Origin of the sequence: Rhodococcus sp. 14-2470-1a, assembly GCF_002259425.1 — a bacterium.
GTDB lineage: Bacteria > Actinomycetota > Actinomycetes > Mycobacteriales > Mycobacteriaceae > Rhodococcoides > Rhodococcoides fascians_E.
The window spans coordinates 1-18,012 of record NZ_NPFZ01000029.1; the positions used below are offsets into that span (position 1 = coordinate 1).

Sequence of the window (18,012 nt, forward strand, 5' to 3'; positions counted from 1 at the left end):
GGTCCCATTCCGAACCCGGAAGCTAAGCCCTCCAGCGCCGATGGTACTGCACCCGACAGGGTGTGGGAGAGTAGGACACCGCCGAACACACTTTCACAGAACACCCCCGGGAACCACACGGTCCCCGGGGGTGTTCTGCATACCTACACCAAAAACACCCCACCATGCAGGACCCCCACGAGCCACCGGTCGAGCACACCCACGAGTCAAACGCTCGCCTACGTGCCGGACGCTCACCCCCGTGCTGGCACTACGCCGTGCACCTGACACAACGGCGAGCATCCGACACCGGACAGCGACCACCCACCGGAAAATACCCCCCGAATGTGCGCTGACACCACCCCCACACGCACAACACGAGGGTGAATCCACCACCCCGTCCGCCAGGCCAGAAACACAGACGCACGGCCAGGTGCCAGCACTACGGCGTGCACCTGACACAACGGTGAGCGTTTGCGCGAGGACTGACCCGCGCACCCGTTGATTGGCATGGGTTTGCCCCTGCCCCATGTACCCGGGGCGGGACGTCAGGCGGTGGGGGAGGCGAGGACGGTTTCTGCGGATCGGCCGCGGAGGGTGACGCTGTCTCCGAATTCCCAGCATGAGCTTTCGGGATCGGATGCGCCTTCCACTGTGATCTTCGAGGCAAGGATGGCGCCGGGGGCGTTCTTGGCCAGGTCCGACAGGCGGGCGGCTTCGTTGACCGGATCGCCGATGACGGTGTATTCGAAGCGTGACTTCGCACCGACGTTGCCGGCGACTGCGCGTCCGGAGGCGACGCCGACGGCTGCACTGCACTCGGGTACCTCGTCGCGAAGCCGTGTACTGATCTTCCGTGCGGCCGCAAGGGCAGCGCCGCAGTGGTCTTCCATATCGCCCGGAGCTCCGAAGATGGCGAGGGCGGCGTCACCTTCGAATTTGTTGATGAAGCCGCCGTGCTCGTCGACCTCGTCGACCACCACGGCGAAGAATCGGTTGAGAAGTGCGACGACTTCGGCGGGCGGACGCGTCGATGCGATTTCCGTCGAACCGACCAGGTCGATGAAGAAGACCGCAATGTCTCGTTCTTCGCCACCGAGTTCGGGGTTCTTGCTCAGTGCCGCTTCGGCCACCTCGTGTCCGACGTGGCGACCGAAGAGATCACGGATCTTCTCTCGTTCGCGGATGCCGTCGGCCATGCGATTGAAGCCGCTCTGGAGTTCGCCGAGCTCGGTGCCGTCGTACACGGCAAGGTGCACGTCCGAGTTGCCTCGCTCGAGCTCCGCCATTCCCGATCTCACATTGCTGATGGGTGCGGTAGTGGCGAAACCACCCAGGAGAGTCAGGAAGAAACCGAAGACGAGTGTGATACCTCCGAGCGCCAGAATCGCGACGGCCATCTTGTCCGCGTTCGTCTGGTACGGCCTGATGAAGCTGAAGATTGCAATGATCATGAGCCCGGCGACGGGTACTCCGGTCCCGAGGATCCAGGACAGAATCGACCGCCCCATCACACCCGCGATTCGAATGCGTCGTGGATCGCCGGCCTCGAGCGCGCGTGCTGCTGCCGGGCGCAGCGCGAACTCGCTCAGCAGATAGCTGAACGCGCAGACGACGGTTCCACCGGCACCGATCGTGAACGCCACCTTGGGGATCGACTGGGGATCGATGATGCCGTCGATCGTCGTGATCAGGACGAGCCCAACTGTCCACAACAGGATCTGAACGCGGGTGAGCTGCCACGGCATGGACAGCGTGTTGACCTGCTCCTTGCGCGTCGGCTTACGGTCCTCGATCGCCCACCTCAACGCCCGGACGGCACGTGTAGTACCCCAGAGAACACCGACGATGAACGCCAAGCCGACGTAGACCGGAATGACGATGTAATTGACCCACCAGTACTTGGGAACCAGCACATCGGGCCCCGGCACCACAACACTCACCAGTGCACCCACGATGACGGCACCGATGAGATTGGACCCCAGCAGGAAGATCGTGAGCAGTATCTGGACGCGGACACGTCGACGTCTGGGGGACTCGGACGTGTCGCCGAGTAGGCGTGATCCGAGCGGTGCGGCGGATCGTCTGAATTGCGGCATGGTGGTCACAGACTAGCGGTCGGTTTGGCTTAGGGTGGGCAAGTGCGTCTCGTAATTGCTCGGTGCCAAGTGGACTACGTCGGCCGTCTTACCGCTCATCTTCCTCCTGCTAGGAGGCTACTTCTCGTCAAGTCCGACGGGTCGGTCAGTATTCACGCCGACGATCGAGCGTACAAGCCGTTGAACTGGATGAGTCCACCGTGCTGGACTGTCGAATCCACCGAGGACGACACCATCAAATGGGTCGTGACCAACAAGGCCGGCGAGGAACTGCGCATCACGATCGAGGACGTCGAACTCGATTCGAGCCATGAGCTCGGCGTGGACCCCGGTCTCGTCAAGGATGGCGTCGAGTCGCATCTGCAGGAGCTGTTGGCGGAACACGTGGAGACTCTCGGTGAGGGTTACACGTTGGTTCGCCGCGAGTACATGACGGCCATCGGGCCAGTGGATCTGCTGTGCCGCAACGCCGACGGTGGAACGGTCGCGGTGGAGATCAAGCGCCGGGGTGAGATCGACGGCGTCGAACAGCTCACCCGCTATCTCGAGCTGTTGAACCGGGATCCGGTGCTGGCGCCGGTCAGTGGAGTTTTCGCCGCTCAAATCATCAAACCGCAGGCACGGACGTTGGCGACGGACCGCGGAATCCGTTGCCTGACCCTCGACTACGACGTCCTTCGTGGAACCGAGAGCACGGAGTTTCGGCTGTTCTGACGGCTTCTTCTACAATCGAGACCGTGCCTCGGCGTAATCACGACAGGAAAGCGAGCCGTAGAACCAACGGTTCGCGTGATTCGCGTCCCGATTCGCTGATGGGTGGCGCCCGGATCGAGAGTGGTCCGTCGGGGTGGTCCGACGAGGAGTTCACGACGCGCACCGTCCCCGGAAATCGGGCGACTAAGACCTACCGATGCCCGGGCTGCGATCACGAGATCAGACCTGGGGTGTCGCATATCGTGGCGTGGCCGGCGGCCGAGCTCGGCGGCCCGGACAATCGTCGGCACTGGCATTCCGGCTGCTGGTCGGGGAGGGCGACCCGCGGCCTGACGCGGCGCTGGTCGTAACCAGCGCCGCATTCATCCGTCAGGAAGACGCTTCGGCCTTGTCCTTGTCGTCGGCCTTGTCGGACGACTCGTCGTCCTTGCCGAGTGCGATCGCCTCGGGGGAGTCCAGTAGTTCGCTCTCGCGGTTGACGGACGCCAGCATCGCGGGAACCGAATCGAGTTGTCCGCGAATGCCCAAGAGCTGAGCCAGAACTCGGCTTCGGAGGACTCGAAGTTCCTCGGCGAGTTCCTTCGAATGTGCAATGCGACGTTCGCTCTGCTCGGTAGCGGCCTGGAGTCGACGGGTGGCTTCCGTCGTTGCCTCCTCGATGCGGTGCGCCGCATCGGCCTTGCTCGAGCTTTCGAGATCCTCCAGTGCAGCGAGGATCTTCGTGCGGCGGTCCGCCATCGTGATCTCGAAGTCCTCCTGCACCTTGGCGCGCTTGGCCTCGGACTCCGCAGCGAGCTGGTCACGCTCGGCCTGTGCGGCTTCGACGACTCGCGCCGCCTCCGTCCGGGCCTGAGCCATCGTCTGCTCGTGCTCGGTCTCGAGCGCGGACCGACGTTCTTCCAGCTCGGCTACGAGCGACTCGTGACGGCCGCGGAGACGAGCGCTCTCCTGCTCGGCGACCGAGACCATTTCCTCGGCCTCGGCGTGTGCCTTTGCCCTGACCTCCGATGCCTCGTCCGAAGCGAGGCGGAGCATGCGAGAGATACGGTCGCTCATGCCTTCTGCGGTGGTCGGCGGTACCGACAGGCGATCGATGTCCTTGCGGAGTTCGTCGATCTCGTCTCGGGCGTCGTCGAGTTGCTTGGCCAGGTCGCGGGCCTGTGCAGCCGCGGCATCACGATCAGCGGTCGTCAGCCGCAGTTCGGCGTCGAACCTTTCGAAATAGTTCGTGACTTCGTCGCGGTCGAATCCCTTTCGGACGAGGGAGAAGGGAAGTTGCACACCGGTGCGCTCTTGCTCTGTGGCCATGGCGGTCAATTTACCGGTGCGTAGGGTAGAGAGCCAGACGATGGGTCAATGGATCGGACTTTTGGTCGGTTCTACGAGTTCGATGAGGACTCCGCCCGCATCTTTGGGATGAACGAAGTTGATTTTCGAGTCCGCAGTGCCTCGGCGGGGCTCGTCGTAGAGCAGTCGAACGCCGCGCGCCCGCAACTCCGTCGAGATCCGGCCGATGTCCGTGACGCGATATGCGAGCTGCTGCAAGCCCGGCCCGTTGCGATCGATGAACTTGGCGATCGTCGAGTTCTCGTCGAGCGGCGCGAGGAGCTGCAACGCCGTCGACCCGTCCGAGGCGCCGGGGAAGGACAACATCGCTTCGCGAACTCCCTGGCTTTCGTTGACCTCTTCGTGGGTCGAGACCATGCCGAGATGTTCTGCGTACCAAGCGATGGCTGCATCGAGATCGGGGACGGCAATACCGACGTGGTCGATCGCCGTGACGAGGTCTGATGGAATAGGGAGTCCCTTGGACGGTCGAGTGTCGGTAGTCATAGAGTCGACGTTAGCGGTGGTTGCTTGGCAACGCTCACCGGGGCTGTCAAAGTAAATGGCGACTAACTTCGTCGCATACGGTTGGAGGAACATCGTGACCACGTCCGTCATCGTCGCCGGGGCCAGGACCCCGGTTGGTCGGTTGTCCGGAGCACTGAAGGATTTCTCGGGTTCGGATCTCGGCGGGATCGCGATCAAGGGCGCGTTGGACAAGTCGGGAGTCGCTCCCGAGCTTGTCGAGTACGTCATCATGGGGCAGGTCCTCACCGCGGGTGCGGGTCAGATCCCGGCGCGGCAGGCTGCGGTCGCGGCGGGGATTCCGATGGATGTTCCGGCGCTGACGATCAACAAGGTGTGCCTGTCGGGTGTCGATGCGATCGCGTTGGCCGATCAGCTGATCCGGGCCGGGGAATTCGAGGTCGTCGTCGCCGGTGGTCAGGAATCGATGACCCAAGCACCGCACATGCTCGAGAAATCGCGTGCGGGATTCAAGTACGGCGATGTGACGATGAAGGATCACCTCGCCTACGACGGCTTGTACGACATCTTCACCGACCAGGCCATGGGCGGACTCACCGAATCGCGTAACGAGGGTGCAGTCGCGTCCACCCGCGAGGAGCAGGACGCGTTCGCCGCGGCCTCGCATCAGCGTGCGGCGACGGCGTGGAAGAACGGTGTCTTCGACGACGAGGTCGTGCCGGTGGAGATCCCGCAACGCAAGGGCGATCCGATCGTGTTCTCCCAGGACGAGGGCATCCGTGCCGACACCACCACCGACACCCTCGCGAAGTTGCGGCCGGCGTTCTCCAAGAGCGGCACCATCACCGCGGGTAATGCCTCGACGATCAACGACGGTGCTGCCGCGGTGATCGTGATGAGCAAGGCCAAGGCCGAAAGCTTGGGGTTGAAGTGGATCGCGGAGATCGGTGCACACGGTGTGGTCGCCGGGCCGGATTCGTCGCTGCAGTCGCAGCCGGCGCGGGCGATCGTGAAAGCGTGCGCGAAGGAGGGGATCGATCCGAAGGCTTTGGATCTGATCGAGATCAACGAGGCGTTCGCTGCGGTCGGTATCGCCTCGACGCGTGAACTGGGTGTGGACGAGAGCAAGGTCAACGTCAACGGTGGCGCTATCTCCATCGGGCATCCTCTGGGCATGTCCGGTGCGCGTATCGCTCTGCACCTCGCGCTGGAACTGCAGCGTCGCGGCGGTGGTGTCGGCGCAGCTGCACTGTGCGGCGGAGGCGGACAAGGCGACGCGCTGATCATTCGGGTGCCGAAGAAGTAAAGAGAAAGTAAGCCCACAGCATGGTGGCTCTGGTCAAGACCTACGGGTGAGATCAGAGCCACTACGCTGTGTCGTAGTAGTTCGGGCACAATGGTCTTCCATGGTGAACTTCTTCGACCTGAGCACGACCGCCAAGCGCTTCCGTTTCGTCGCAGTCCTGGAGGCCCTCACGTGGCTCGGTCTGCTCATCGGAATGGCGTTCAAGTACATCCCGGCCGACGGCAACGAGATCGGTGTCAAGATCTTCGGACCGATTCATGGAGCTGTTTTCGTCCTCTACCTGGTCGTCACGGTCGTCACGGCGGTGAAGCTGCGCTGGAACGTCGTCACGACACTTCTCGCCGCAGTCGCCAGCGTGCCGCCGTTCGGCACGGTCGTCTTCGAAATCTGGGCAGCGCGGACAGGAAAGCTCGCTGAGCTCAGTGGACCGGGCGTCGGTCTCGGTAAGGGCTCGACCGTCGCGTAGGAGTGGAGCCTGCGGAATGACCCGGGTTGGGCGGGAGTGGAGCCTGCGGAATGACCCGGGTTGGGCGGGAGTGGAGCCTGCGGAATGACCCGGGTTGGGCGGGAGTGCAGCCTGCGGAATGACCCGGGCGGGAGCGACGACCTTCGCGGTAGTGGGCGGGCGGATGAGATGACAAACTGTAGAGCGTGACTCGTCCCGGTTCTCGCTCGTCAGCCCGTCCGCCAGCAGCTGTTCCGGCATCCATCGCCGGTGCAGTGGATCTGTCCGCCCTGAAAGACCGTCCGGCGCCGCCACCTGCGGCGGCTGGTGAGGTCGCCGAAGGCGGTTTGCCTCCGATCGTCGACGTGACGACCGCCACTTTCGAAGACGAGGTTCTACGCCGATCGTCTCAGGTGCCGGTCGTCGTCGATCTGGGTTCTGCCCGGTCGCCGCAGTCTGTTTCGCTCACTCGTCTGCTCGGACAGCTGGCTCTGGAGGCCGGCGGCCGGTGGATCCATGCACGCGTCGACGTGGATACCAACCCGCAGATCGCGCAGGCGTTCGGTGTGCAGGCGATCCCCACCGTCGTTGCTGTCGCGGGTGGACAGCCCCTCGCTGACTTCCAGGGATCGCAGCCGGAGGATCAGCTTCGGAAGTGGATCGAGGCGATCGAACAGGCCACGGCCGGAAAGCTCACGGGGCCTCCTGGAGCAGAGCCGATCGAAGACGAGCCGGAGCCGGAAGACCCGAGGCTCGTGGCGGCCGAAGAGGCCCTCGACGAGGGCGACTTCGACAAGGCCATCGCGGCGTACGAGGACATCATCGCTGCCGAGCCTGCGAACGCCGACGCCAAAGCTGCGCTGCGGCAGGTCAAGTTCCTGGCGCGGGTGCAGAACGTCGACGCCGATGCTGTGACGAAGGCCGACGCCGACCCTGCCGATGTCGCGGCACGGATCGAAGCTGCCGACGTCGAACTGTCGCAGCAGAATCCAGAGGCAGCGTTCGGCCGTCTCATCGACGGCGTCAAGCGCACTGCGGGTGACGAGAGAACGCAGTTGCGGACCCGGTTGCTCGAGCTGTTCGAACTGTTCGACGCCGCCGACCCTGTTGTTGTCGCGGCGCGCAGGAAGCTCGCGTCCGCGCTGTACTGACCGGGCTGTACTGACCGGGTTGTTCGGCCTCAGCGGTAGCGGGCGTTGCAGGTGTCCTGGCCGCCCAGAACTCCCGAGCGGAACGCGTCGACACGCGAGAAGCCGCTCGGGAGGGTGACGCCGTTGATGTCGCTTGCCGTCAATCCGTCACTGAGGAGACCGGACACGGCCTCGTCGAGGTCGCCGGGGGACAGCCACACTTCGAGGTCGGTGGCCTCCGGGTTCTCCGAACTCAACCCGGCGGTGATCACTCCGGACAGGCATGCCGAGCGCAGCGCGGTCTGAGGGTTGTCGAGCGGCTGTCCTGCCGCGTTCTGGACCGCGAGCGTGTAGCGGGAAGCGAACAGCACATAGGCGCTGTAATCGCCGGAGACGTTCAGAGGGATGACGTCACCGCGCCGTGGCCGCTCGGCGGTTCCGAGCTCGGCGAGCGCTGGAACGTCCACACCGATGGTGTTGCTCGATGCGCAGTACGACACCGGCTCGGTCGACGTTCCTTCCGGGCAGCCGGTGTCGGTGCCGTCGTAGGACACCGTCGGGGGATTCGGAAGTGCAAGAAGGCTTTCGAAGGACCGCACGAAGGCTTGCAGCGTTTCCTCGGTCACCGGCAGTTCACCGTCGTCGTCGGCGTCGGAGAATTTCTGTGGGAGATCCGCTCGGCGCGAATCGATCTCCGCCTCGTCGATGGCTACGCATGCAGACGCGCCATCGGTGAAACCGAGCTGTACAGCGGTGACTCGCTCGAACGCCGAACCGTGCACCGAATCCGGGTCGTTGGGGTCGACGTCACGCACCGCGACCGTCGCGGCGAGCACGCCGTTCAGCCCGTCGGACGTGTTGATGGTGAAGTGCGGCGACTCGTCCTCGGCGACATGCCGGATGAATGCGCCTGCGAAACAGTCGGCCTGCTGCTCGGCCACGATGGTCGGAGTGTCCTCTCCGACCAGACCGGACTGATGCTGAATCGAATGGCCGTACTCGTGAGCGATGACCATGACCACTGCCATGGGGCCGAAGGCGTCGATCAGTGCAGGCAACAGAATTGTTCGGTCCCAGCCGATCGTGTCGTCCTTCATGCAATACGCAGCGTTGGGGATACCGCCGGTCCGGAAACCACAGAAACGTGCTCCCTGACCTTCCTCCTCGCTCGCATCCCACGAGATCAGCTCCGACACCGGAGTGAACTGCGTCTTGAACAAGTCGGGATACGTCTGCGTCCAGTACCGCTGGATGTCCTCGATCGCGTTGGTCGCGATGACATCCGAGTCGGTACCCTCCGAGCCCGTCACCTGCAGAGTGGAGTTAGTCATGCCGGGGCGCGGACCACTGGGACCGTCGGTGACAGGCAGACCCGCCACGGTGAACGGGTTGTCGTAGATCGACACCGCGCGGCCGTCGACGCTCTGCGCGCACGACGCGAGCAGAGCCGACGCTGCGATCAGTGCGGTCATCCACAGTGTGCGTCGGGTACGACCGCGACTCATCTATCGCTCCAGTTTGATCCAGATCGCTCCGTTGGCGGGGAGCGCGACCTGCGCGGACGCGGGTCGGCCATGCCATGAGTGCGAAGTTGCCGTCACTTCTCCGAGATTGCCGACACCGCTTCCGCCGTACGAGGTGGCATCCGTGTTGAGGATCTCGCTCCAACGTCCCAGTTCCGGTAGTCCGACACGATAGTCGCCGCGTACGACTCCTGAGAAGTTGAAGATGCACGCCACCACAGACCCGTCGGATCCGTAACGCAGAAAACTCAGGACATTGTTCTCGGTGTCGTTGGCGTCGATCCAGGAGTAGCCGCTGGGGGAGGTGTCCAAGGTCCACAGCGCCGAGTGCTGCCGATACGTCGCGTTCAGGTCGGTGACCAGGTTGAGGACTCCGCGGTGGAGACCGTCGTCATCGAGGTGGAACCAGTCGAGTCCACGTTCCTCCGACCATTCGCGAATCTGGCCGAATTCCTGACCCATGAACAGCAGTTGCTTGCCCGGGTGCGCCCACATGTAGGCCAGCATTCCGCGCAGACCGGCCGCCTTCGCGTGATCGTCGCCGGGCATACGCGTCCACAACGTTCCCTTGCCGTGCACCACTTCGTCGTGACTGATCGGTAGCAGGTAGTTCTCGCTCCACGCATACACGAGCGAGAACGTGATCTCGTGGTGGTGGTACGTCCGGTGGATCGGATCACGCCCCAGGAAACCGAGCGTGTCGTGCATCCACCCCATGTTCCACTTCATGTTGAAGCCCAGGCCGCCGACATTCGTCGGACGAGTGACGCCCGGCCAGGCCGTCGACTCCTCGGCGACGGTCACGACTCCCTGGAACTTCTTGTGTACGGTCGCGTTCATCTCCTGCAGGAACGAGACCGCTTCGAGGTTCTCGCGGCCACCGTGAATGTTGGGGGTCCACCCGCCCTCGGGGCGCGAGTAGTCCAGGTAGAGCATCGACGCGACGGCGTCGACGCGGAGTCCGTCGATGTGGAACTCGTCGAGCCAGAACAAGGCGTTCGCGACGAGGAAGTTGCGGACCTCGCGTCGGCCGAAATCGAAAACCAATGTGCCCCAGTCGAGCTGCTCGCCGCGCTTGGGATCGCCGTGCTCGTACAACGGGCCACCGTCGAACCGGGCCAGCGCCCATTCATCCTTGGGGAAATGCGCGGGCACCCAGTCGACGATGACGCCGATGCCTCGCTCGTGCAGGTGATCGACGAAGTAGCGAAAATCGTCGGGGCTGCCGAAACGGGATGTCGGAGCGTAGTAGGACGTGACCTGGTAACCCCACGACCCACCGAACGGATGTTCCGCCACGGGAAGCAGTTCGACGTGCGTGAAGCCGGTCTCGATGACGTAGTCCGCGAGCTGATGCGCGACTTCGCGATAACCGAGGCCCTGACGCCACGACGCCAGGTGCACCTCGTAGACACTCATCGGTGCCGCGGTGGGCTCGATGCCTGCACGGGTGTCGAGCCAGGCGTCGTCCGTCCACTCGAACTCGGAACTGGAGACGACCGACGCGGTGGCAGGCGGAATCTCGGTGGCGAACGCCATCGGGTCGGCCTTGTCCCGGGGGACTCCGTCCGAGCCGTGGATGCGGTATTTGTAGATCGCACCCGGCCGCAGGTCCGGGACGAACAGTTCCCAGACGCCGGTGGACCCCAGAGCGCGCATCGGGAAGCTGCGACCGCTCCAGCCGTCGAAGTCGCCGATGACGGTGACCCCGGACGCAGCAGGCGCCCAGACCGCGAACGACACACCACTGACGTCGCCGTCGGGGGTGGTGTAGTTCTGTCGATGGGCTCCCAGGATGTCCCAGAGCCTTTCGTGCCGTCCCTCGCCGAACAGATGCAGATCCAGTTCGCCCAGGGTCGGCAGGAACCGATAGCCGTCGGCGGCCACCGAGACATGCCCACCCGGCCACGTCGTGACCAGCCGGTAGTCCATCAGATCCTCGAACGGGACCAGGCCCGAGAACACGCCGTGCGCGACGTGTGTCAGCGGGTAGTCGGTACCACCGATTCGCGCGACGACGGAATCCGCGTTCGGCTTCAGAGCGCGGATCGCGGTCCCGCTCGGTGCGGGGTGCGCTCCGAGCACCGAGTGTGGGTTGTAGTGCGTGCCCTGCGCCAACAACTCCAGGTCGTTGGCGCTGGGTGCTGCCGTGTCGGTGGTGCTCTGGTTCTCGCTCAAGGTGTTCGACTCACTTCCGGTTGCCGCGGTAGGCCAAGTCGAGACGCGCCGGATACGGAATGGGCGGAAGCGCAAGGATGTGCGCGACTGCCTTCCACGGCTCCAGCTTCACGAAATTGGCCTGACCCCAATGGAACTGCTGACCGGTCACCTCGTCGGTGACCGTCAGCGTGTCGTGCCAGTCGAGCCCGATCTGCGGCATGTCCAGCCAGATCGTGCCCTCCTCCGATCCGAACGGGTCGAGATTGATCACCACGAGCACCGAATCCCCGGTGCCCGGATCGAACTTCGAGTACGCGATGAGTGCGTCGTTGTCCACGTTGTGGAAGTGGATGTTGCGCAGCTGCTGTAGAGCGGGATGTGCGCGTCGGATGGAGTTGAGCGTGGCGAGCCACGGTTCCAGGGACTCTCCGCGCGCCAACGCGCCTTCGAAGTCGCGTGGACGAAGCTGATACTTCTCGGAGTCGAGGTATTCCTCGCTTCCCGGCCGTACCGCCTGATGTTCGTACAGTTCGTATCCCGAGTACACGCCCCACGTCGGAGACATCGTCGCGGCCAGAGCAGCGCGCAGCGCGAACACTCCGGGACCGCCGTGCTGCAGACTCTCGTGCAGGATGTCCGGGGTGTTGACGAACAGGTTGGGACGCGCATCGTCGGCCCGACGAGCATGCTCCTCGGCGAATTCGGTGAGCTCCCACTTGGCTGTTCGCCACGTAAAATACGTGTAGGACTGCGTGAACCCGCGCATCGCCAACCCGTACATACGTGCGGGACGGGTGAAGGCCTCGGCCAGAAAGAGGACCTCGGGATGCGTCTTCTTGACCTCCGCGATCAGCCATTCCCAGAAGTCCGGTGGCTTGGTGTGCGGGTTGTCGACCCGGAAGATCTTGACGCCCAACGACACCCAGTATCGAACGACCCGAAGGACCTCGTCGTAGATTCCTCGTCGGTCGTTGTCGAAGTTGACCGGATAGATGTCCTGGTACTTCTTCGGGGGATTCTCCGCGTACGCAATGGTGCCGTCGGGAAGAACGGTGAACCACTCCAGGTGGTTCTGCGCCCACGGATGATCGGGAGCGGCCTGGAGAGCCAGATCCAGCGCGACCTCCAGATCGAGCGCATGGGCGGCGTCGACGAAGGCTCGAAAATCGGCTTCCGTGCCCAGCTCCGGGTGGATGGCGTCGTGTCCGCCGTCCTTCGAGCCGATCGCCCACGGCGAGCCCACGTCGTCCGGCCCCGGGGTCAGAGTGTTGTTCGGGCCCTTGCGGTTGATCGTTCCGATCGGATGGATCGGGGGCAGGTACACCACGTCGAAGCCCATCCGGGCGACGCGGGGGAGCTGCTCGGTCGATGTAGCGAACGTGCCGTGACGCGGGCTGCCGTCGTCGTTCCATCCACCCGTCGAGCGCGGGAAGAACTCGTACCAGGCGCCGTTCAGCGCGCGCGCTCGATCGACCCAGATGTTGATGCCGTTGGACCGAGTCACCAGTTCACGCAGCGGATGTTCGTGCAGCAACGCCGAGACAGCGGACGCGAATGCCGGAGACACGCGAGCAGGCAACTGGCGATCGGTGTCCCGCAGGGCGACGACGACGTCCTTCAGCAGAGCGCGATCCTCGGCGGGGACACCGTCGGCAGCGCGTTCGAACAGCCGGGCGCCGATCTCGAGATCGTTCGCGAGTTCCGCGGCGCTCTGCCCGACCCCGAGTTTGGCCTCGATCGCGTGGCGCCAGGTTGCGACCGGGTCGCTCCACGCCTCGATCCTGCAGATCCAGTACCCGGGAGCAGTAGGAGTGAAGATCGCGTCGAACGTGTCGGGTTCACGCCCGGGCGTCATGGTGATCCGCAGCGGCGTACGCAGCCCAGGGCCACGGACGGCCAGCGTCGCGGCAACGGCGTCATGGCCTTCGCGCCACACGTCGGCCGACACCGGAAAAGCCTCGCCCACCACCGCTTTCGCGGGATACTTCCCGGTAGATGTGTCTGGAAGGACATTGTCGATACCGAGTCGACCTGTCACTTCACGCTCCGTTCTTCGCTTCGAGGACTCCTCGCGGTGAGGCGAGAGCCCGGGTCACTTCGCTGTCGGCGTGCTCGGTGTCAACCGTAGTGCAGTCGCGCTGGCTGCGCCGGTGTCGGAGACAGATCGGCAAGTCGGTGCACCACGCGGTCGACGGTGGGTAGGGTTTCGCTCGTGAAAGCTTTGCGTCGGTTCACTGTCCGAGCCCACCTGCCCGAGCGCTTGCATGCCCTCGAGGAACTCTCGACAAACCTCCGCTGGTCGTGGCACGCGCCCACCCAGGAGCTGTTCGAGGAAATCGATCCGCAACTGTGGGCGAGCACGGAGCGAGACCCGATCGCGTTGCTCGGTGCCGTCGCGCCGTCGCGGCTGGAGGAACTGGCCGGGAGCGACGAGTTCACTCGAAAGCTGGACAACCTGGCAGCCGATCTTCGCGGATACCTGGCCCGCCCGCTCTGGTATCAGAAGAACGCGGAGGCTGGACGGTCACTGCCGTTGGGAATTGCGTATTTCTCGATGGAGTTCGGCGTCAGCGAGGTCCTTCCCAACTACTCCGGCGGTCTCGGCATCCTCGCCGGCGACCACCTCAAGGCGGCGTCGGATCTGGGTCTGCCGTTGATCGGCGTCGGTCTGCTCTACCGCTCCGGCTACTTTCGTCAGTCTCTGACCGCAGACGGTTGGCAGGCAGAGAGGTATCCCTCGCTCGATCCGCAGGGGCTTCCGCTTCGCATTCTCGCCGACGCGTCGGGCGTTCCCGTCCTCATCCACGTCGCGATGCCCGGATCGCGGGTGTTGCGGGCACGGGTGTGGATCGCGCAGGTCGGACGGGTGCCGCTGTTGCTGCTCGACTCCGACATCCCGGACAACGATCCCGAGCTTCGCGGCGTGACCGACAGGCTCTACGGCGGCGACCAGGACCACCGCATCAAACAGGAGATCCTTGCTGGAATCGGCGGGGTTCGAGCCGTCCGCGCGTACACGCACGAATACGGCCTGCCGGACCCGGAAGTGTTCCACATGAACGAGGGGCACGCCGGCTTCCTCGGCGCCGAGCGCATTCGAGAACTCGTCACCTCGAAGGGACTGGACTTCGATTCCGCGTTGGCATCGGTGCGTTCGGGAACCGTGTTCACTACCCACACCCCGGTCCCTGCAGGCATCGACCGTTTTCCAGCCGACCTGGTCCGCCACTACTTCGGTGCCCAGGACGGCTCGTCCGACTCCTCGCTGCTCCCTGGTCTTCCGCTGGAGCGCATTCTGGCGTTGGGCGCGGAGAACGACAGGTCCGTGTTCAACATGGCCCACATGGGGCTGCGTCTCGGGCAACGCGCCAACGGCGTCTCGAAACTGCACGGCATCGTCAGTCGCGAGATGTTCAGCGACCTGTGGAGCGGATTCGACAGCGCCGAAGTGCCGATCGGTTCGGTCACCAACGGTGTGCACGCCCCGACCTGGGCGGCGCGCGAGTGGCTCGATCTGGCACACGAGGTCGTCGGAGCAGAAGCGTTGGAGGAGGCGCGCGGCTGGGAACAACTGCACACGGTCCCGTCGGCGAGGCTGTGGTCGACAAGAAACGAACTGCGCGGCAGGTTGGTCGACGAGGTCCGACGGCGGGTGCGCCGCTCGGCTCTCGAGCGTGGATCGACGGAGGCCGAACTGGGTTGGACTGCAACGGTGTTCGATCCCGACGTGCTCACTGTCGGCTTCGCGCGACGGGTACCGACCTACAAACGTTTGACGTTGATGCTTCGGGAACCGGAGCGTCTGAAACGTCTGCTTCTCGATCCCGAGCGTCCCGTTCAGTTGGTGGTAGCCGGCAAGTCCCATCCCGCCGACGACGGTGGCAAGGCGTTGATTCAGCAGATCGTCCGGTTCGCCGACGAAGCCGACGTGCGGCATCGCATCGTGTTCCTGCCCGATTACGACATGTCGATGGCACGCTATCTGTACTGGGGATGCGATGTGTGGCTGAACAATCCACTGCGTCCCCTCGAAGCATGCGGGACGTCCGGCATGAAGTCCGCTCTCAACGGTGGACTGAATCTGTCCATCCGAGACGGATGGTGGGACGAGATGTACGACGGCGAGAACGGGTGGGCGATCCCGACGGCGGACGGGATGGCCGACGAGAGCCGTCGTGACGACCTGGAAGCTGCTGCACTGTACGAACTGCTGGAACAAGCTGTGCTGCCGAAGTTCTACGATCGCACCGACGGGGTCCCGACGCGGTGGATCGAAATGGTCCGGCACACGCTCGAACATCTGGGTCCGAAGGTGCTGGCATCGCGCATGGTCCGCGATTACACCCTCGGTCTGTACGCACCCGCGGCCGAGGCGGCGCGTGCAGTCGATGCCGAGGAGTACGCCGGAGCGAAAGACGTCGCGGCCTACCGGAACCGCGTCGAATCGTCGTGGCAGTCGGTGGAAGTCGTGCAGGTCGACAGCGAAGGCTTGCCGGATACCCCCGTGATCGGCGCCAAGCTCACGTTGCGCGCCTACGTTCGGCTGGGTGGCCTGTCCGCCGGTGACGTGTCGGTTCAGGCGGTGCTCGGTCGGGTCGACGAGAACGAGAACCTGACCGACACCCGGACCGTCGCGATGAGTCATGCCGGAACCGACTCGCTCGGTGAGGTTTTCGTGACCGACACCGCGCTACCGGTCAGCGGGGCCGTCGGCTACACGGTACGAGTGCTACCGCACCACGATCTGTTCGCGGGTGACGCCGAGCTCGGCCTGGTCAAGATGCCGGTGTCCTAGCTCTTCCCTGCGAGACGGGTGAGAGCTTTGCGCACGACCTCCGGGTCCGACGTCTCCCAGAACGGAGGCAGTGAGGCACGCAGGTAGCCGCCGTAGCGGGCCGTCGCCAGCCGCGAATCGAGCATGGCGACGACCCCGCGGTCGTCGACGCTGCGGAGCAACCGGCCGACGCCCTGCGCCAGCAGAAGGGCCGCATGATTCGCCGCAACCGCGAGGAATCCGTTTCCCCCACGCGATTGGACGGCCTGTTGCCTCGCGACGAGAAGTGGGTCGTCGGGCCGCGGAAACGGGATGCGATCCAGAATAACCAAGCTCAGCGACGGGCCCGGCACGTCGACGCCCTGCCACAGAGACAGAGTGCCGAACAGTGACGTGGCCTCGTCGGCCGCGAACTTGTCCACCAGAGCTCCGGTCGCGTCGTCGCCCTGACACAAAATCGGAGTGTCCAGCCGTTCACGCATCGCCTCGGCTGCGGCTTTCGCCGCACGCATCGAGGAGAACAGGCCGAGCGTCCGGCCTCCCGCTGCACTGACCAACTTCTCGATCTCGTCGAGGTACAGCGGAGACAGCCCGTCGCGGCCGGGCGCCGGAAGATGCTCGGCCACGTAGAGAATGCCTGATTTGGCGTGGTCGAACGGTGATCCGACATCGAGCGAATTCCAGTGGAACGACGCTGTGTCCGACGGCGGCTCGATGCCGGACGCGGTGGCGGTGTCGCTTCGACCCGTGTTCTCCGCAGGCAGACCCCAGTTCACGGCCAGGCCGTCGAACGATCCGCCGACCGTCAGGGTCGCCGAGGTGAGGACGACCGTCGACTCCGCGAACAACCGTGAACGCAACAGGCCGCCGACCGACAGCGGTGCCATCCGGACCGTGCGTTTGACGTTGCCCCGGAAGTCGTCGACGGCGTGCCAGACGACATCCTTTCGCTTGGCGGGGTCGGGCTCGTCGAATGCCTCGAGAACCCGCACGGCACTGTCGTGAACCTCGTCGACCGCGACGAGCGCCGCATTGCGTGCGGCAGCGGCCTCCGGGTCCGTTGCCGCCATCCCGGGCTTCTGCGGACCGATCGCCGTGCGCACCGCCCACGCGGAATCCCTGATCGACGCCAGCGCCGGGGCCACGTCGTCGGGAAGCGCTGCCCACCGGCCGGGAGGTAGATCGTCCAGCACCGCACCCCAGTTCTCGGCCGCGCCGTCGAGTGCGTCGACGATCTCCTCTTCGATCAACTTGCTGCAGCGCCGAGCAGCTGCGGTGACGGTTGCCGCCGACAACTCCGACGTGGCAACGCCGGTGACGCGGTCCACGAGCTCGTGCGCCTCGTCGATGACCACCACATCGTGCTCGGGGAGGATCTGAATACCGGTGATGGCGTCGATTGCGAGGAGTGCGTGATTGGTGACCACGACGTCCACCTGTGCGGCCTCGGCGCGAGCCCGCTCGGCAAAGCAGTCCTCACCGACGGGACAGCGCGACTTGCCGAGGCATTCGCGGGCGGTGACGCTGACCTGCCGCCACGCCTGATCGCTGACTCCGGGCACGACGTCGTCGCGGTCGCCGGTCTCGGTGTCCGACGACCACTTGGTCAGACGCACGACCTCGCGGCCGAGCCGGGACACGGCGAAAGCGTCGAACAGTTCGGCGTCCGGCGCCTCCTCGGACGCACCGGAGTGGATCTTGTTCATGCACAGGTAGTTGTTGCGGCCCTTGAGGATCGCGAACTTCGGCCGACGGCCGATAGCGCCGGTCAGTGCGTCGGCGAGGCGCGGTAGGTCGCGATCCACGAGCTGACGTTGCAGTGCGATCGTTGCGGTGGACACCACGACCGTGCGGCCCGACTCGACGGCGTGCCTGATGCTCGGAACCAGGTAGGCGAGCGACTTACCGGTGCCGGTACCGGCCTGAACAGCAAGGTGCTGACCGGTGTCGATGGAATGCGCGACAGCCGACGCCATGGTGAGCTGGTTGCTTCTTTCCTTGCCCCCGAGAGCGTGTACCGCGACCTTCAGCAGGGCGGGCACGGTGGGGAGTTCGGTCTTCGGCACCGAA

At 64.7% G+C, this 18,012-nt stretch carries 13 protein-coding genes and 1 rRNA gene; 7 read left to right on the forward strand and 7 right to left on the reverse strand.

Annotation, left to right across the window (positions count from 1 at the left end):
- Positions 1-87: ribosomal RNA gene (gene rrf, locus CH292_RS17635) — 5S ribosomal RNA — on the forward strand; the annotation flags it as partial.
- A 440-nt stretch (positions 88-527) separates the two neighbouring features.
- Here the strand turns inward: rrf and CH292_RS17640 are convergent.
- Complete coding sequence (locus CH292_RS17640; protein ID WP_037181099.1) at positions 528-2,078, reverse strand: adenylate/guanylate cyclase domain-containing protein; 1,551 nt, start codon at positions 2,076-2,078, stop codon at positions 528-530.
- 42 nt (positions 2,079-2,120) lie between these two features.
- Here CH292_RS17640 and nucS point away from each other — a divergent pair, with 42 nt between their 5' ends.
- Together nucS and CH292_RS17650 are read left to right on the forward strand one after the other, a co-directional pair.
- A complete protein-coding gene (gene nucS, locus CH292_RS17645; protein ID WP_026347768.1) occupies positions 2,121-2,792 on the forward strand; it encodes an endonuclease NucS in 672 nt (223 codons plus the stop codon).
- 23 nt (positions 2,793-2,815) lie between these two features.
- A complete protein-coding gene (locus tag CH292_RS17650; protein WP_080733893.1) occupies positions 2,816-3,142 on the forward strand; it encodes an ATP/GTP-binding protein in 327 nt (108 codons plus the stop codon).
- A 19-nt stretch (positions 3,143-3,161) separates the two neighbouring features.
- Here the strand turns inward: CH292_RS17650 and CH292_RS17655 are convergent, their stop codons facing one another.
- Positions 3,162-4,100, reverse strand: coding sequence for a hypothetical protein (locus CH292_RS17655; protein ID WP_019664981.1), 939 nt, complete (start codon positions 4,098-4,100; stop codon positions 3,162-3,164).
- 45 nt (positions 4,101-4,145) lie between these two features.
- On the reverse strand, positions 4,146-4,625 hold the full coding sequence (gene mce, locus CH292_RS17660) for a methylmalonyl-CoA epimerase (protein WP_094655348.1): 480 nt from the start codon (positions 4,623-4,625) through the stop codon (positions 4,146-4,148).
- A 94-nt stretch (positions 4,626-4,719) separates the two neighbouring features.
- On the opposite strand from mce, the gene CH292_RS17665 reads away from it, so the two are divergent.
- From CH292_RS17665 to CH292_RS17675, 3 genes are all read left to right on the forward strand, one after another.
- Positions 4,720-5,910 (forward strand): acetyl-CoA C-acetyltransferase, encoded by a 1,191-nt coding sequence (locus tag CH292_RS17665; RefSeq protein ID WP_218830186.1) that lies wholly within the window; start codon positions 4,720-4,722, stop codon positions 5,908-5,910.
- A 100-nt stretch (positions 5,911-6,010) separates the two neighbouring features.
- Complete coding sequence (locus CH292_RS17670) at positions 6,011-6,376, forward strand: DUF3817 domain-containing protein (RefSeq protein ID WP_019664978.1); 366 nt, start codon at positions 6,011-6,013, stop codon at positions 6,374-6,376.
- Positions 6,377-6,561: 185 nt separating this feature from the next.
- Entirely contained in the window at positions 6,562-7,506 is a 945-nt protein-coding gene (locus CH292_RS17675) for a tetratricopeptide repeat protein (RefSeq protein ID WP_256978232.1), read from the forward strand.
- A 29-nt stretch (positions 7,507-7,535) separates the two neighbouring features.
- Here the strand turns inward: CH292_RS17675 and CH292_RS17680 are convergent, their stop codons facing one another.
- The 3 genes from CH292_RS17680 to CH292_RS17690 are packed head-to-tail and all read right to left on the reverse strand — an operon-like array spanning position 7,536 to position 13,206.
- On the reverse strand, positions 7,536-8,990 hold the full coding sequence (locus CH292_RS17680; protein ID WP_020113335.1) for a neutral zinc metallopeptidase: 1,455 nt from the start codon (positions 8,988-8,990) through the stop codon (positions 7,536-7,538).
- Entirely contained in the window at positions 8,991-11,186 is a 2,196-nt protein-coding gene (gene glgB / locus CH292_RS17685; protein ID WP_094655351.1) for a 1,4-alpha-glucan branching protein GlgB, read from the reverse strand.
- A 10-nt stretch (positions 11,187-11,196) separates the two neighbouring features.
- Entirely contained in the window at positions 11,197-13,206 is a 2,010-nt protein-coding gene (locus CH292_RS17690; RefSeq protein ID WP_094655352.1) for an alpha-1,4-glucan--maltose-1-phosphate maltosyltransferase, read from the reverse strand.
- Positions 13,207-13,380: 174 nt separating this feature from the next.
- Between CH292_RS17690 and glgP the strand changes: the two genes are divergently transcribed.
- Positions 13,381-15,963, forward strand: a complete 2,583-nt coding sequence (glgP, locus tag CH292_RS17695; RefSeq protein ID WP_094655353.1) for an alpha-glucan family phosphorylase — start codon at positions 13,381-13,383, stop codon at positions 15,961-15,963.
- On the opposite strand, the gene CH292_RS17700 is transcribed toward glgP, so the two are convergent.
- Complete coding sequence (locus tag CH292_RS17700) at positions 15,960-18,008, reverse strand: ATP-dependent DNA helicase (protein ID WP_094655354.1); 2,049 nt, start codon at positions 18,006-18,008, stop codon at positions 15,960-15,962. The genes glgP and CH292_RS17700 overlap by 4 nt on opposite strands.
- Positions 18,009-18,012 lie beyond the last annotated feature (4 nt).

Bases quoted from the DNA above. Each gene is read 5' to 3' on its own strand.
- CH292_RS17670 (WP_019664978.1), top strand. From the start codon at position 6,011: ATGGTGAACTTCTTCGACCTGAGCACGACCGCCAAGCGCTTCCGTTTC.
- CH292_RS17655 (WP_019664981.1), bottom strand. From the start codon at position 4,100: ATGGCCACAGAGCAAGAGCGCACCGGTGTGCAACTTCCCTTCTCCCTC.
- mce (WP_094655348.1), bottom strand. From the start codon at position 4,625: ATGACTACCGACACTCGACCGTCCAAGGGACTCCCTATTCCATCAGAC.
- CH292_RS17680 (WP_020113335.1), bottom strand. From the start codon at position 8,990: ATGAGTCGCGGTCGTACCCGACGCACACTGTGGATGACCGCACTGATC.
- CH292_RS17640 (WP_037181099.1), bottom strand. From the start codon at position 2,078: ATGCCGCAATTCAGACGATCCGCCGCACCGCTCGGATCACGCCTACTC.